The sequence below is a fragment of the Bacillus sp. FSL K6-0972 genome (genome assembly GCF_037976035.1).
GTDB classification, from domain to species: domain Bacteria; phylum Bacillota; class Bacilli; order Bacillales; family Bacillaceae; genus Bacillus; species Bacillus haynesii.
Map to the genome: position 1 here is coordinate 3,930,641 of NZ_CP150260.1, position 15,122 is coordinate 3,945,762.

Annotated in this window: 16 protein-coding genes; 4 read left to right on the top strand and 12 right to left on the bottom strand. The window is 45.7% G+C overall.

The annotated features are described in order from the left end of the window. The first annotated feature begins 2 nt into the window (after window positions 1–2). Window positions 3–389: a DUF5362 family protein gene (locus MKX80_RS20030; protein ID WP_234112363.1), complete on the top strand. Its 387-nt coding sequence runs from the start codon at window positions 3–5 to the stop codon at window positions 387–389. A gap of 43 nt (window positions 390–432) precedes the next feature. On the opposite strand, the gene MKX80_RS20035 is transcribed toward MKX80_RS20030, so the two are convergent. Together MKX80_RS20035 and MKX80_RS20040 are read right to left on the bottom strand one after the other, a co-directional pair. Continuing rightward, window positions 433–1,074: an NAD(P)-dependent oxidoreductase gene (locus tag MKX80_RS20035; RefSeq protein ID WP_216929892.1), complete on the bottom strand. Its 642-nt coding sequence runs from the start codon at window positions 1,072–1,074 to the stop codon at window positions 433–435. 74 nt (window positions 1,075–1,148) lie between these two features. After that, window positions 1,149–1,550, bottom strand: a complete 402-nt coding sequence (locus tag MKX80_RS20040; protein ID WP_020453242.1) for an Rrf2 family transcriptional regulator — start codon at window positions 1,548–1,550, stop codon at window positions 1,149–1,151. Window positions 1,551–1,725: 175 nt separating this feature from the next. Between MKX80_RS20040 and MKX80_RS20045 the strand changes: the two genes are divergently transcribed. Then, complete coding sequence (locus tag MKX80_RS20045) at window positions 1,726–2,109, top strand: GRAM domain-containing protein (RefSeq protein WP_268324953.1); 384 nt, start codon at window positions 1,726–1,728, stop codon at window positions 2,107–2,109. 38 nt (window positions 2,110–2,147) lie between these two features. Here MKX80_RS20045 and MKX80_RS20050 read toward each other — a convergent pair whose 3' ends face one another. The 3 genes from MKX80_RS20050 to fdhD all read right to left on the bottom strand — a co-directional run bounded on the left by MKX80_RS20050 (window position 2,148) and on the right by fdhD (window position 4,610). Next, window positions 2,148–2,627, bottom strand: coding sequence for a hypothetical protein (locus MKX80_RS20050; RefSeq protein ID WP_182069930.1), 480 nt, complete (start codon window positions 2,625–2,627; stop codon window positions 2,148–2,150). Window positions 2,628–2,777: 150 nt separating this feature from the next. Beyond that, complete coding sequence (moaA, locus tag MKX80_RS20055; RefSeq protein ID WP_268342572.1) at window positions 2,778–3,803, bottom strand: GTP 3',8-cyclase MoaA; 1,026 nt, start codon at window positions 3,801–3,803, stop codon at window positions 2,778–2,780. Window positions 3,804–3,818: 15 nt separating this feature from the next. Continuing rightward, a complete protein-coding gene (fdhD, locus tag MKX80_RS20060; RefSeq protein ID WP_154998342.1) occupies window positions 3,819–4,610 on the bottom strand; it encodes a formate dehydrogenase accessory sulfurtransferase FdhD in 792 nt (263 codons plus the stop codon). Between the two features lie 280 nt (window positions 4,611–4,890). On the opposite strand from fdhD, the gene MKX80_RS20065 reads away from it, so the two are divergent. Both MKX80_RS20065 and MKX80_RS20070 read left to right on the top strand, forming a co-directional pair. Beyond that, on the top strand, window positions 4,891–6,153 hold the full coding sequence (locus tag MKX80_RS20065; protein ID WP_182069927.1) for an OFA family MFS transporter: 1,263 nt from the start codon (window positions 4,891–4,893) through the stop codon (window positions 6,151–6,153). Window positions 6,154–6,186: 33 nt separating this feature from the next. Then, window positions 6,187–8,538, top strand: coding sequence for an FdhF/YdeP family oxidoreductase (locus MKX80_RS20070; protein WP_182069926.1), 2,352 nt, complete (start codon window positions 6,187–6,189; stop codon window positions 8,536–8,538). A 50-nt stretch (window positions 8,539–8,588) separates the two neighbouring features. Here MKX80_RS20070 and MKX80_RS20075 read toward each other — a convergent pair whose 3' ends face one another. The 7 genes from MKX80_RS20075 to MKX80_RS20105 all read right to left on the bottom strand — a co-directional run bounded on the left by MKX80_RS20075 (window position 8,589) and on the right by MKX80_RS20105 (window position 15,100). Next, entirely contained in the window at window positions 8,589–9,245 is a 657-nt protein-coding gene (locus MKX80_RS20075; RefSeq protein ID WP_154998470.1) for a VWA domain-containing protein, read from the bottom strand. 406 nt (window positions 9,246–9,651) lie between these two features. Then, window positions 9,652–10,338 carry a VWA domain-containing protein gene (locus MKX80_RS20080; RefSeq protein WP_043925142.1) on the bottom strand — a complete coding sequence of 229 codons (687 nt, stop codon included), beginning with the start codon at window positions 10,336–10,338 and terminating at the stop codon, window positions 9,652–9,654. Between the two features lie 316 nt (window positions 10,339–10,654). Then, window positions 10,655–11,671, bottom strand: coding sequence for a stage II sporulation protein D (gene spoIID / locus MKX80_RS20085; protein ID WP_154998348.1), 1,017 nt, complete (start codon window positions 11,669–11,671; stop codon window positions 10,655–10,657). Between the two features lie 196 nt (window positions 11,672–11,867). Further along, window positions 11,868–13,178 (bottom strand): UDP-N-acetylglucosamine 1-carboxyvinyltransferase, encoded by a 1,311-nt coding sequence (gene murA, locus MKX80_RS20090; protein ID WP_154998350.1) that lies wholly within the window; start codon window positions 13,176–13,178, stop codon window positions 11,868–11,870. A 32-nt stretch (window positions 13,179–13,210) separates the two neighbouring features. Then, window positions 13,211–13,954 carry a YwmB family TATA-box binding protein gene (locus MKX80_RS20095; RefSeq protein ID WP_154998352.1) on the bottom strand — a complete coding sequence of 248 codons (744 nt, stop codon included), beginning with the start codon at window positions 13,952–13,954 and terminating at the stop codon, window positions 13,211–13,213. Window positions 13,955–14,089: 135 nt separating this feature from the next. Continuing rightward, on the bottom strand, window positions 14,090–14,323 hold the full coding sequence (locus tag MKX80_RS20100; protein WP_003186001.1) for a DUF1146 family protein: 234 nt from the start codon (window positions 14,321–14,323) through the stop codon (window positions 14,090–14,092). Window positions 14,324–14,704: 381 nt separating this feature from the next. Further along, entirely contained in the window at window positions 14,705–15,100 is a 396-nt protein-coding gene (locus MKX80_RS20105; protein ID WP_003186004.1) for a F0F1 ATP synthase subunit epsilon, read from the bottom strand. Window positions 15,101–15,122: the final 22 nt, after the last annotated feature.

Sequence of the window (15,122 nt, forward strand, 5' to 3'; positions counted from 1 at the left end):
AAATGACAGACAGCATGAAAAAATCGCTTGATGCGATTGCAAAATGGGGAAAAATAACCGGGGTTTTTATGATTATCGGCGGAGGCATCTATGCCTTTTTCGGAATTTCTTTGCTTATCATCGGAGCCGCTCCAGGTGTGCTGATGATTTTTTCGGGGATCTACCTTCTAAAATCGGCAAACGCCGCTCAGAAAATGAGTGATGACATGCCGCAAGAACCGCATGAAGCCTTGCTTGATAACTATGTGAAGTTTATGAAATGGCAATTTTTCTTCTTACTATCCAATATTGTGATCTTCATTTTATGCATAGTCGCCTTTTTCTTCCTGATCTTTTTAGGTATTCTTACCGATTTACACAGCGGATACGATCCTTATTATTACGAATGATGATCAAAAGCCTGTCTCGGGAATTGACCGAGACAGGCTTTTATTATTCGGCTTCTCCGACAACGGTGAAACGCTCATTGATATGCTCGCCTTTTTCAGCCTCGTCCACCACTGCAATGGCATAGTCTGCATAGCTGATGTAGCTTTCTCCGGCGGTGTTTACGATGAAGTTTTCCTGACCTTTTTGATATGAACCTGTTCGCTTTCCTTCCGGGTTGAAAAATGCCGCCGGGCTGATGAACGTCCATTTTAGTCCGCCCGCTTCTTTCAAATCCTGAAGGTTCTGCCCCTGATTTTTAGCCGTCGGCAAGTATTCTTTAGGAAACTCAGGCGTATCGTACAGCTGGGTTGTTTTTTCTTTATCAACATAAAGGCTGCCTGCCCCGCCTACAACTATTAATCTTGTTTCAGGAACCTGCTTAAACAGTTCAATCAGCTTTCTTCCAGCTTCAACATGGAGATGCTCCTGCCCTGGAGCCGCGCCGAATGCATTGACGACAACATCCAGTCCTTTGATGTCTGCCGCTTTCAGGTTGAAAATGTCTTTTTCAACGACAGCTGTACCGCTGTCCGCCACTTTTGACGCACTTCTGACAATTGCCGTCACTTCGTGTCCTCTTTCTGACGCTTCTTTTAAAATCATGCTGCCCGCTTTACCGCTTGCACCGATAATACCGATTTTCATAATCGCTTCCTCCAATAATTCAATTGTTTGTAACAAAATTTGTTACATGTTGATGATGAAACATCATCTCTTGTTTAAAAGAGATGAGTTAAGACGTCTTTAAGAGACTTGCTGGCCAATTCGTTCTCCATCGCCTGCTGAACGCTGTGAAACGTTTGGTCAAGCGTTGTTTGAATTTGTCTTCCAACCGGGCAGTTTGGATTCGGCTTGTCATGAATCGCAAACAATTCTTCTTGTGGCTGAACCGCGCGGTAAATATCCAGCAGAGATATATCTTCAGGATCTCTTTTCAGGGTTGCCCCGGCCACTCCCGGCCGCGACGTCAGAATACCGCCTTTTTTGAGCTGGCTAATCATGCGCCTGATCACAACCGGGTTCGTATTGACGCTCCCGGCGATCATTTCCGAAGATTCCCGCGGATTTGCGGCGATTAAAGACAAAATATGAATGGCCACTGAAAGACGGGTGTTCACCATAAGTTTTCACCACCGATGTAATTATTATAGTTACAGGGGAAGTTTTTTGTCAACTCTTATCATATCCTTAATGATCATAAGAATAAATAAAATTTTTTTCAAATCACCCTCACGTCTCACTTCGAAACTTTTTCACAGGCTCTTTCGTATTTACTGATGAAAGGAGTGTTTTTCAATGAAAGAGATAGCAGAAGGAAAAGCAGCTTTGCATACCAGGCTTGAGCCGAATGAAGAGATCAGATCTATTATTCTTTGCGCTTATAACGCGAGACTGTCTGCACGTTACACTCCTTACAGAGGCGTGCTTGCGGCCACTGACAGGCGGCTCATGTTTTACTCTTCTCTGTTTGGCGCCCCTTTTCACCTTGACATCCGCTATGATACCATCTCCTCGTTTCGCCGCGAAAAAGGGCTGGTAACAAGAGGCGATCATATCGTCGTGATGAACAACGGGGATCGGGAAGCATTTCAATATTTTAGCGGTTGTGATCCTTTGGAAACATTCATCGAATCCGTTCGAAAGCTAAAGAAGCTGCCTGAAGACATGATGCATGTCTGAAAAACGCCGGCTCCGGGATATGCCCGCAGCCGGCATGCTCAGTTATTAATCTCGTACTTCTCCCCATACCTCAGCACTTTATAAATTGCCATTCCATCAGAAAGATGATTTTCGGAATATCTCACGGGAATCAAAGCAAAAAATACATAATAGGTTGAAAAGTAAACAAACTGGTAGAAAAAAATATTTTCGGGTATGATGTCTTTGATAATAAGCAAATTGATAATAAAAATAGACATTAAGTTAAACAGTGATCCGCCGGCATAAATCATCGCATTCGTAAAACGGTTATCGTATTTTAGATCTCCGTATTTGCAGAAGGAATCCATGAAGTAAACACTTCTGATTTGCACGGGGCCGATTTTTAGCAATTTTTTGCCCATCCCGATTTCAAGCGAAGATTTCCCGCCGAACAACACCGCCATGACGCTGTGGCCCAAGACATGAAGCACCGACACGGCGGGAAAAACGATTAAGAACGACCAGAAGAACTTGACAATATCCTGCAGTCCGAACATTCAATCATCCTTTCTGTTTCAGGCCATGTTTTTTAAAAAGTTTCCGCTTTTCCCCCGTATCAAACCTGTCAATATGCAAGTCAAACATACCTCCGGAGCATGAAAAAACCGCCCATCTTTTCAATGGACGGCCTTCCCAAAAGCAGTCAATTATCCTCCTATATAGGACATCTCAACCTTTTTCCGCGGAGCCGCTTTTGAAAGAGCGCGGTCGAGCGAATACTGATCATCGCGATTCCGCCAAACGGTGCTGATCACCTCAGCCAGCTCCTGATCGGTCTTCCCGCTTCTGATCAGGGTTCTTAAATCAAACCCGCTTGATGCGAAAAGACATGTGAAAAGCTCGCCTTTCGCCGATAGTCTTGCTCTGTTGCATGTGCTGCAAAAAGCATCGGATACAGAAGAGATAAAACCGATTTCTCCTGAGCCGTCCACGTATCGGTACCGTTTGGCGACTTCTCCTTTGTAGTTAGGGTCGATCGGTTCAACCGGCATGTCTTCATTGATGATCCGGATGATATCCGCTTTTGTCACCACTGACTGACGGTTCCATTCATTTGTGTTTCCGACATCCATAAACTCTATAAACCGCAAAATATGGCCTTTTTCTTTAAAATAGCGGGCCATCGGCAAAATATCCTTTTCATTTACCCCTTTTTGGACGACCATGTTGATCTTGACGCCGAGTCCAGCCTCTTTCGCCGCTTCAATTCCGGCCAGCACCTTGCTTACGGAGACACCTCTGCCGTTGATCGCTTTGAAACGCTCGTCATCCAGGGAATCCAGGCTGACCGTCACCCGTTTCAGCCCCGCTTTTTTCAGCTTGTCAGCGTAAACCGGCAGCAAAACGCCGTTCGTCGTCATCGCAATATCGCGAATCCCTTTAATCCCTGCAAGCTTCCCGACTAATTCAGGCATATCTTTTCTCATCAGCGGCTCGCCGCCGGTAAGGCGGATTTTTTCCACCCCGAACTGATGAACAAACAGCTTGGCCAATCGTTCAAGCTCTTCAAAGGACAACAGTTCGCCTTTTGGCAAAAACGGATAATCCTGTCCAAAGATTTCGGCAGGCATACAATACGTACATCTTAAGTTGCAGCGGTCGGTGACAGAAATTCTTAAATCCCGAAGCGGCCGGCTTTTCTGATCCAAAACTTGTTCACTGTTGGTGCTCACGCCTGTTGCCTCCTTTTATGTTAACTGAATTCGTTCGTGATGCGTGTATACATTGAATGACCGGTTTCTCGCAAAACCAATCGTCATGATATTCAGCTCCTCCGCCATCTGAATGGCCAGCTCGGTCGGCGCCGACTTTGAAATGACCGCGGAAACCCCGATTTTCGCGGCTTTAAGCAGCACTTCCGAAGAAATTCTGCCGCTGAATACGATCAGCTTGTCGCGCACGGGAACCTGATGAAGCAAACAATATCCGTACAATTTATCAAGCGCATTATGCCTTCCGATATCAGATCTGACTGCAATCAGCTTGTCTGTGCTGCACAAAGCGGCATTATGAACGCCCCCCGTATGGTGAAAAAGCTTGCTGTTTTTCTGCATGTCGCGCATCAGCTTCAAACAGTTCTCAGGCTTAATGGTCACGCCGTCAATCGCCGTTTTTGCGGTTTTGACGTCCTGTTGGAAATAAAAATGCCGCCCTTTTCCGCAGCAGGAGCCGATTACCCGCTTTGTGTAATCCTTCAGCTGCAGCTTTTTTGAGCTGACAAGGTCGACATATGCGAACCCGAGACTTTCGTCTATTGTAAACCTTTTAATCTCATTTTTAAATCGGATCACCCCTTCAGATGCGAGAAATCCGATCACCAGTTCTTCCAGGCTGTCCGGCGAACAAACAAGCGTGACAAATTCCTCGCCGTTCACCATGACAGTCAGGGGGAATTCCGTCGCCATCTGATCTTCTTGCTGCGCCAGTTCTCCATTATCATAACGGAAAATGTTTCGGCTTGTTGTGATGTTTTTCCCCATGAATAACCCCGCCCCTTTGTTTCTTATGTTTCTAATCATATCTATTACTATACTCGTCTATCATGCCGTTTCACAACTGTCAGGTCAAATTTGGAAGCTTCATCTTGTTGATTGCTTGAAAACATGATATTATTTTTTAAAAGTTCAAAAAATATACACTTTTTAAACAGACTGCCTTTTCTTCGAAACAACTTCTGAAACCGCTTTCAGATTTCAAACAATCGCTCCCCGGCAGCCTTCCATCTTTATCACAGCCTTTCTTTTCCCAGGGGGTTCTCACATGAAAAAAGTGAAAAACAGATGGCTCATTGCTTTATGTGCTGTAGGCATTCATTTGTCAATCGGATCTGTATACGCATGGAGCGTCTTTACAAACCCGCTCGCTGAAACATTCGGCTGGAGCCTCAGCCAGATCAGCCTGACGTTCAGCATCGCTATTTTATTTCTCGGGCTTTCAGCCGCATTTTTGGGACACTTCGTCGAAAAGCACGGCCCCAAAAAAGCAGGCATGCTCGCCGCTCTTTTCTTCGGAGCAGGCGTAACGTTTTCCGGTTTCGCCGTTCAGATCGGCTCCCTCCCCCTTCTCTATTTGTTTTACGGAGTCTTCGGGGGGATCGGACTCGGCGTCGGCTATATTACACCCGTATCTTCGCTTGTTAAATGGTTTCCTGACCGCCGCGGCTTGGCCACAGGGCTTGCCATTATGGGTTTCGGATTTGCGGCCTTGATCAGCAGCCCGATCATGCAGAAGCTGATCTCAGCAGTCGGTATAGCCAACACCTTTTTTATTCTCGGCATCTGCTACTTTCTTGTGATGATGCTGTCTTCGCTTTACCTCGCTCCACCGGAAGACGGCTGGAGGCCTGAAGGATTTTCAGCTGGAAAGAGCGGAAGGGCGCAAAGCACTGATATTTCCCAGCTGACGGCAAATGAAGCGATTAAAACGAAACGCTTTTATTATTTATGGCTGATGCTTTTTATTAATGTTACGTGCGGAATCGCCATCATATCAATCGCTTCACCGCTGGCCCAGGAAAGTGCAGGCATGTCCGCTGCCGCCGCCGCCGCGCTCGTCGGCGTTTTGGGTGCATTTAACGGTTTAGGCCGCATCGGCTGGGCCTCCGTATCTGATTACATCGGACGGCCGAATACGTATACCATCTTTTTTGCCATACAGCTGATCGCCTTTCCGCTTTTGCCGTTCATTTCCGACAAGGCCGTCTTCTCTGTTTTGATGGCGTTGATCTATACGTGCTATGGCGGGGGGTTTGCCGCAATCCCGGCTTATATCGGGGATTTGTTCGGAACAAAGCAGCTCGGTGCAATCCACGGATACATTTTAACGGCTTGGGCGGCGGCAGGGCTTGCAGGCCCGATGTTCTCTTCTTGGGTACGCGATGCAACAGGAAGCTACAGCCAGAGCCTGACGGTTTTTGCGGCACTGTTCACCATCGGCCTGTTCGTTTCGATATTCATTAGAACCGACATTAAACAGTTGCGGAAAAAAGCGGCGGTTCATGTCTCAAACTCGATAAAAGGATGATCTGGCATTATCCGCTGGAAAGGAGAGAAGGTAATGGGAAGAACAAAGCATCAAGGTCCGATGAAGCTGAATAAAAAACCCGCGCCAAAACTGTGGGCCTCTTGGGCGCCGATGGGACTCGGAAAGATAAAGCCAAAGCATATCAGAGATACGATGAAAACAGCGTGGGACAATAAAGACAGCCTTTCTTACGCCTACAGAATTTTGACGCAAGGCGTGTGCGACGGCTGTGCGCTCGGTGTGTCCGGACTCCGCGATCAGACGCTCACAGGGCCTCATCTCTGCACGACGCGGCTGAACGTCCTCCGCTTAAATACAATGCCTGCGATCGAGGACAAATGGCTGTCCGCCGACATCGAACAGCTGAGAAAGCTGGACAGTACCGAGCTGAGAAAGCTTGGACGCATCCCCTATCCGCTGTCGAGAAAAAAAGGAGAACGATCGTTCTCGAGAATTTCATGGGATGAAGCGCTCAGCCGAATTGCGGACAAAATTAAATCGATTGATAAACGACAGCTCGCCTTTTATTTAACAGCCAGAGGTATTACGAATGAGGTCTACTATACGGCCGCAAAAGCGGCACGGTTTATCGGCACAAACAACATTGACAACGCCTCGCGGATCTGCCACTCGCCAAGCAAAACGGCTTTAAAAAGGTCCCTTGGCATCGGTGCCTCAAGCTGCAGCTACCGAGACTGGATCGGGACGGATGTCCTCGTCTTCTGGGGATCTGTCGCCGCCAATAACCAGCCGGTGTCAACAAAATACATGTATGCCGCCAAAAAAGCGGGAACGAAAATCATTATGATCAACCCGTACCGGGAGCCTTCGATGGAGAAATACTGGATTCCATCGATACCTGAGAGCGCCCTTTTCGGCACCAAAATCACCGATGATGTATACCAAGTCAATATCGGCGGCGACATTGCCTTTATGAACGGGGTGATGAAGCATTGGTTTGAAATGGAGCAGGAGGCTCCAGGTTCAAGCATTGACCGCGCCTTTATCGAAGCACACACAAACGGGTTCACTGAGCTTAAGCAGCATATCGGAAAACAAAATTGGAAGACGCTTGAAGAGTCATCCGGTATATCAAAAGAGAGAATGAGAGAATTCGCCGTCTTGCTGGCTCGGGCGAAAACCGGCGTTTTCATTTGGAGCATGGGACTCACACAGCACCGTTTTGCAACCGACAACATTTCACAGGTGGCAAATCTCGCCCTTTTACAAGGATTCATCGGCAGAAAGCATTGCGGCCTTATGCCGATCAGAGGGCACAGCGGTGTGCAGGGCTCTGGAGAAATGGGTGCCGATCCTTTCGTTCTTCCAGGCGGTGATTTTGACGAAGAGAACGCCGCACGGATCGAGAAGGTTTGGGGCTTCCACATACCGACTTGGCAAGGCGATACGATTGGCCAGACGATCGAAAACATGCTGCTGCCGAGCGAAAGCGAAAGAAAAGTAAAAGTGTTTTATACAAGCGGAGGCAACTTTTTGGAGACGATGCCGAACCCCGATTTTATCAAAAAAGCATTACAGGAAGTTGAAATGAGAGTCCATCAGGACATCATCTTCAATACTTCTACCCTTGTCGATGCCAAAGAGGAAGTCATCATTCTTCCGGCGATGACAAGGTATGAACAGCCTGGCGGAGGAACCTCGACCAGTACGGAACGGATGGTCTATTTCAGCCCCGAAATTAAAGGACCTCGCATCGAAGAAGCACGTTCAGAATGGGAAATTTACGTGGATCTTGCCAAACGGGTCCGGCCCGAAGACAAAGAACTGATCCATTTTGACGATGCTGCGGAAATCCGTGAAGAAATCGCTGCTGCCAACCGGAATTATGACGGGATTCAGCAGTTGAAAAAACGCGGAGATGTCTTTCAATGGGGCGGCGCCTGGCTTTGTGAAGGCGGGATTTGTCCGACAGCAGACGGCAGGGGTAACCTAATCCCCGTCGATCTTCCTGAAAACAGACAAACTGAAGGACGCTTTCTCGTTACGACAAGGCGTGGAAAACAGTTCAACTCGATGATTTATAGTGAAAAAGATCCTTTCAATGCGGCAGATCGCCGGGATGTCATGATCAATCCAATAGATGCCGAGGAACTTTATATTCAAGATGGAGAGGCGATCGTTCTATTCAATCGCTACGGAACTTTCCAAGGACGGGCAAAATATGCCGGCGTACAACGCGGAAACACGGCGGTCTACTGGCCGGAAGGAAATGTCCTGATCCCTAAAGGCGTATACGAAAACCATGCCCATATTCCGGAATACAACACGGCAGTCATGATTGAAAAGGCGGAGATATTCCATTCAAGAAAAGATTCGCGCTATGCAGAAAAACGCATCAAGGAACTCGAAATGTCGACCGATTAGCTTAACAGAAGGTCGGGACGGCACTGCTGCCGTCCCGCTCTCGTATAGAGTTACTGAGACAGTTTTACGCCCTCTTCTTTCCATACCTTTTTAAAATCAGAAGCTGAGTCAGCCTCAATCAATTTTCCGCCGCCAGCATCAGCTACTTTTTTAAGCTTTGCTTTTTCTTTCACGGTTTTTACATCCAGCCCAACGATGTTGACGATCGTTTTAATGTTGGATTTGCGCAGATCTTTTGCTGCCTGAACAGGGTCTCCTCCGCATGTTTCTTCACCGTCTGTCACGATGTAGACATAATTCTTACCATCTTTATCGGCTAGATCTTCTTTTACATCATAAAGAGATTTTGCAATCGGAGACCAGCCTGTTGGCTTGATTCCGCTTAAAGCGTTTTCGAATGAGTTTGAAGAAAACGGCTTCAGGTCATAGACGGTTTCCGTCGTACCGCATGATACTTCTTTTCCGGAGTTTTTATTGTTGCCTTTATGTCCGAATACATTCAACATAACATTCGCATCGCTTGAAAGCAGGTCAGCAAAATCGGTTACGGATTCTTTGGCAATATCAAATTTTCTTTCTCCTTCAACCTTTTGTGCCATGCTGCCGCTTGCATCAAGCACAACTGCAACATTGACATCTTTTTTGCTGTTGTCTGCATTTCCGTTTTCAGCCGCGAAAGCAGCAGCCGGAGCCAATGACAAAAGCATGGTGAACGTTGTTAACAGAGTAAACCTTTTTTTCACCTTTCTCACTTTCCTTTCCGCATTTGTTTTCGGACCGATCTTCCGTGTCAGATCTAGTCCACCAACATCGTAAAAGAAGGCTTGATAGAAATAAATAGGCCGGATCTCCTTTTCAAATTCACAAATTCTTCATAATACTTACGATAATCGATCGACACTTTCACTTAAGTCCTATCAAAAAAGTCCGCTAAAAGACTGTTTTCGTCCCAATAACATCACAGTTACGACAAATTACCCCTCCAAAGGATTCAGCAGGGTTCAACGTTCTGAAACAATAACTTAATATTTGTAAAGTGTTTTGCTTGACTTTTGACAATCTTTTCATCACAAAAGAAAAGCTGCGGAAACATGTCCACAGCTTTTTTCCAGTTTATTTAGAAAGCTCAATGGCTTCCTGAGTAAAAATTCTTTTGATGTCATTTTTAGTTTTTGCTTGGAAATATTCACCGCCGCCGGCTGCTGCGATGCTTGTCAATTGTCCGTGAAAATCTCCTTCATAATCAAAGCCGATCACGTTGACAACCGCATTAGCTTTGCGCAGTTCTGTTGCGACTTTTACCGGATTGCCTCCGCATGTTTCCTCACCGTCTGTCAGCAGGTAAACAACGTTTTTCCCGTTGTTGTTCAGCTGGTCAAGCGCGTTTTTGGCATCTTGCAGCGCGTTTGCGATCGGTGTCCATCCAGTCGGTCCGATGCCGTTTAATGAGTTGCGGAAGCTTTGCTCGTCATACGTTTGGAACCCGTACACTCCTCTGATTGCATTGCAGGATTGTACCTTTCCGGAATTTTTATTGTTTCCCTCTGAACCGAAAACTCTCATGAGCACGTTTGCATTTTCAAGCTTAGAACCAAAGCTGAACGCCTCATTTTTGGCAAGCTCGTATTTTGAGACCCCTCCGATCTTTTTAGCCATGCTGCCGCTTGCATCAAGCATAATCGCAACGTTAGGCGAATCTTCGGCAACTGTTACCTCCTGTTTTTTCTCAGCTGCGAAAGCAGGCGAACCAAGGCTAAGAACCATAGCGGTCAAAATGCCCAATGTCAGTTTCTTCTTCATTTCTCCCTTTCCCCTTTCTGAAATAAAGTCGTTAACACATTAATATCGTAGAAGAACACCAGGGAGAAATAAATAGGGCATGTCTCCTTTTCCTCGTTATTCATTTCAGCATACAACAAGCGGATAAAATAGACTTTATAACCTGTGAACCCTTATGTTGACACGGAATTCACGGCCTTTTGACGCTGTTCAGCAAGCCCTCCGGCACAGATTCTTGAAATATTTGTATAATATTTTGGTGTACTTCAACTTCATGAGAATGCCAAATTTTGATGACATTCAAAAAGACGCCGCCAATCAGGCAGACGTCTCTTTTTTATTTTTTCGCCATGTATTTATTTAAAAATTCATCAGCATTGGCTACGGCTGTTCCTTTGTAATAATACTTGACGATCTCTTCTGCTTTCTTGCCGTCTTTCGCCATATAATGCGCTCCGTATTGGCTCATTCCTACTCCATGTCCAAAACCCCTTGTCGTGACGGTAATCTGATTCCCGTCGCGTTTCCAATCAAAGTCTGCCGATTTGAGGCCGAGCTTTTCCCGAATATCTCTCCCCTCAAGCTTCTTTCCATTGATGACGGCAGTCGCTACGCGTTTTCCCGGCGTTCTTTCAGTGATCTCCCCGATGCTGTTTGAGCTGGGCAGTTTGACTCCAAGCTTTTGTTCAAATTCAGCGACAGTAAACGTTTTATGGTTCAGGAATTTCGGCGACTTTGTATCCCAGGAGCTTTTCACGCTTTGCAGGTAGGGAATATCACTTGTCCAATAGGCCCCTGCATTCTCCGTGTACCCGTTGCTCGTCGAGAAAAATGAAGCGTCAATCGGCTTATGCTCATAGGTTAAAATTTTGCCTTGCGTACTGGCTACAGCGTCGGTCACTTTTTTGATTTTCCAATCGTAATCCTTCTTCCACAGCCTGCGGAGTTCCTCTTTGTTTTTATACACCTGGAACATCTGCGTATCATCGACGAGCGAGCCTTTCGGCGATTGTACGGCTTGCTCTGATACCATTTGCCTCACAATATATGTGCGGGCCGCGAGCGCTTGTGCTTTTAAAGCTTCGATATCGAAATCAGCCGGCATTTCCGAGGCAACGACACCGATGACATACTCTTCAAGCGGAATGTCTTCAACTTTCCGGTCAGCCGTTCTGTAGACCGGAATTGAAACGGGAGACTCTTTTAAGGTGACTTTCTTTTTTTCCTCATGTTGCTGAGCGTGTTTTTCTGTTTTGATTGTCCCCGGCCCCCCGTGAGAAGGGAGGACAAGCAGTGTTGGTATGAGTAAAATCAGCATGCAGATTCCTGCTAGTACAATAAATAGCTGTTTCAAATCAGTGCCCCCATTTCTGTTTTGTCTCTTTCATTTTATGGGCGGGGACAAGCTAATATGACTGTACTTTTCAACTGCGGCTGCGTATTTTAAAAGCCATTCTTGTGCATAATGATAGATATGGGAGGCATACTGATATAGAATACTTGAAACGTAAAAATCAGTATGCCGTATGACATACTGATTTCACGTTGATTTATGCATTTAAATCGGATACAACTTCTTTATTTTCAATATGAACTGCTTCTTCATCGTTAACGCGTTCAATATTAGCGCCAAGACCGGCAAGTTTTTGGTGGAAGTTGACATATCCCCGGTCTAAATGTTTTAATTCGGTTACGCGTGTATGACCGTCAGCGACAAGACCAGCAAGGATAAGAGCTGCGCCGGCGCGAAGGTCCGTTGCGGCCACCTCAGCACCTTGAAGCTGCACGGGACCATTAATGATGACAGAACGGCCTTCGATTTTAATATCTCCGTTCATACGGCGGAATTCTTCCGCATGCATAAAGCGGTTCTCAAAGACGGTTTCTGTGATCATGCTGGTTCCATTTGCGCGCATCAAAAGAGCCATCATCTGTGACTGCATATCAGTCGGGAAACCTGGATGTGGCATTGTTTTTAAATCAATAGGCTTCAATTCAGAAGGACCGATAATCCGAAGACCGTCTCCTTCTTCCAAGATTTGAACGCCCATTTCTTCCATTTTCGCAATTAAAGATGTTAAGTGCTCAGGAACCGCTCCCTTTACCAGTACGTTCCCTTCGGTAATCGCCGCGGCAACCATGAACGTTCCCGCCTCAATCCGGTCAGGAATAATGGTATGCTTTGCACCATGAAGCGCCTTAACGCCTTCAATTTTAATGGTGCCTGTACCGGCACCCCGAATTTTACCGCCCATTGCATTGATATAGTTAGCCAGATCAACGATTTCAGGCTCTTTAGCAACGTTCTCGAGCGTTGTCGTGCCCTCAGCTAAAGCTGCAGCCATAATCAGGTTTTCAGTTGCTCCGACACTAGGGAAATCAAGGTAAATTTTCGCTCCTTGAAGACGGCCTTCTACAGTCGCTTCAATAAAGCCGTTTCCAACCTTAATTTTTGCCCCCATTGCTTCAAAGCCTTTTAGATGCTGATCGATCGGTCTTGAACCGATTGCACATCCTCCAGGCAAAGCCACTCTCGAATGACCTGTGCGAGCAAGAAGCGGACCCATCACCAATACAGATGCGCGCATTTTACGAACATATTCAAACGGAGCTTCCGTAGACAAAGTGCGAGATGCATCAACCGTTACTGTATTATTTTCAAAATGTACATTTGCGCCTAAATGACGTAACACTTCGTTAATCGTATATACATCGGAGAGCGTAGGCACATCACATATTACGCTTTTTTCTTCACTGGCTAATAAAGATGCAGCGATAACTGGTAAAACGGCATTTTTTGCTCCTTCAACTTTGACTGTGCCGTTTAACTTTCGACCGCCGCGGACGATGATTTTTTCCAAGGTATTCCCCTCCGCGTCCCAATTTCTCTATATTAATATTCAGTCGTGACGATTGGTGTGCCAACCGTGACGGTAAGTTTTTCGCCCATTCCCGCATTTCTAAGCGAGACTTGCAGATTCATAAGGTGTTTTTCTGTCTTGATGGATTCTTTCCACTCGTTAGTGTAAGCAGAAATAGAAACGAAATTTGGTTCGATTAAATCTTCAACTGACTTTGCATCAAATTCATGTACTAGTTCATTTGCTTTTTTTTGCAAAACAACATTCATCATACCATTTAAATGGCCCTTTAGACAAGTAAATATTGCGGTCTTTTCTCGCATTATGTCGAATGCATCCCGTTCAAACTGCTTATATGTAGCATTCCAGTTTTCCCGTGGTCCCGCGCCTTTTTGCTCATACAATAAATACGAAACAAGTCTCTGGTTTTTGTGGGTGGATACCAAATGTATTTTGGAATTGATGTGATTTTTTTTGTCCTGAAAAACACCTGTCGCTTTAACTGTATCATCGTCTTCCCGAGTTAAAGTCCATTGATATTGTCGATGCTGTTTCTTGAAATGTTTCAGTTTTGCAAAAAAATCTTTTTCACTTAGGGTAAGCTGCTTTTTTGTATGCAGGGTCCATTCTTCAAGCTCGACATCATGGCGGCTCAAACCTTCAGCCAGCTGTTCCAGCGGCGTATTGCCCGCTGCTTCAAGCGATTGAAAGACATGAACAATTAAAAATAAAACCACAATAAAAATGAGGGCATTAACCGTTTGTTTTGTCTTCATTCCGCATCATCCTCTCCTACTCTCCATTGTTGACGGATCGCAGGAAAAGCATACGTGGAAAAACAAGGTCCCAGGTGATTTTGCGGAACGCGGCGTTACCCACATTCGTCCATTCCCAAAAATTCTTTTACTCAATCATGAAAATAAATTTTGAAGCTGTCTGGAATAATAAAGATAGTCCAAGAAAAAATTGCTGACGGTGGAGCCGACGGCGATTGTAATGATGATCATTAACACCCTCGCCTGAATGACTTTTCCTTTCCTGATAAGCGGATCAATATTGACCGCCAGAAGAGCCCACCAAGTCAATGCAATAAAAAAAAGATGAACGATGATACTGACAGCAGCCTGTTGTCCGATCTCTTCCATTATTGATGACGCCTCCTTACGTTCAGCCGTTCTGGTGCTTCCGGCCTGCCTAGTCTCTTCTGCTGTAGGGTAAAGGAATGATGCCGGTCATTTCAAGTCATTTTAACAGTTTTGATGTTTCATGTTAAGACGTTCAGGGATAGAACTTTTTCCCATAGATGGAGTATCCTCTGTTGCCTGAGGCGTATGTTGAGGAGCTTACTTGAATGTCTTACGTCCTCTTTTTGGTGGAAGAGAACATAGCTTACTATTTTGTATTATAGATAGATTCAAACTAAAAAGGCGAACAATTTGTGAACATTTTTCAACATTTTCAATTCTGTTTGATCATGAATATAAAAGAACCCTTCCCATCCTTAAATATGGGAAGGATCCTTATCTTTATCTCGCAACATCCAACCGGTTAATCGCACGTTTTAAAGCAAGCTCTGCCCGAATAATGTCAACATCTGGAGTTTGCTTCTGCAAACGTTCCTCGGCACGCCGTTTTGCGGCCAAGGCGCGTTCTTTGTCAATTTGTTCAGATGTTTCCGCCGTCTGGGCCAGAATGGTGACATGGTCAGGGCGGACTTCCACTATCCCCCCGCTGACGGCAACCAGCTCAGTTTGACCGTCTTTTTTCAGACGGACTGCAGCAATTTTTAGCGGAGCAACCGTCGGAATATGGCCGGGTAAAATACCAAGCTCACCGCTCTCTGCTCTAACGCTTACCATTTCTATATCCGCATCGTATACTGGGCCGTCGGGAGTAACGATATTGACTTTTAAGGTCTTCATGCTTTTACCCTCCTAGGACCAG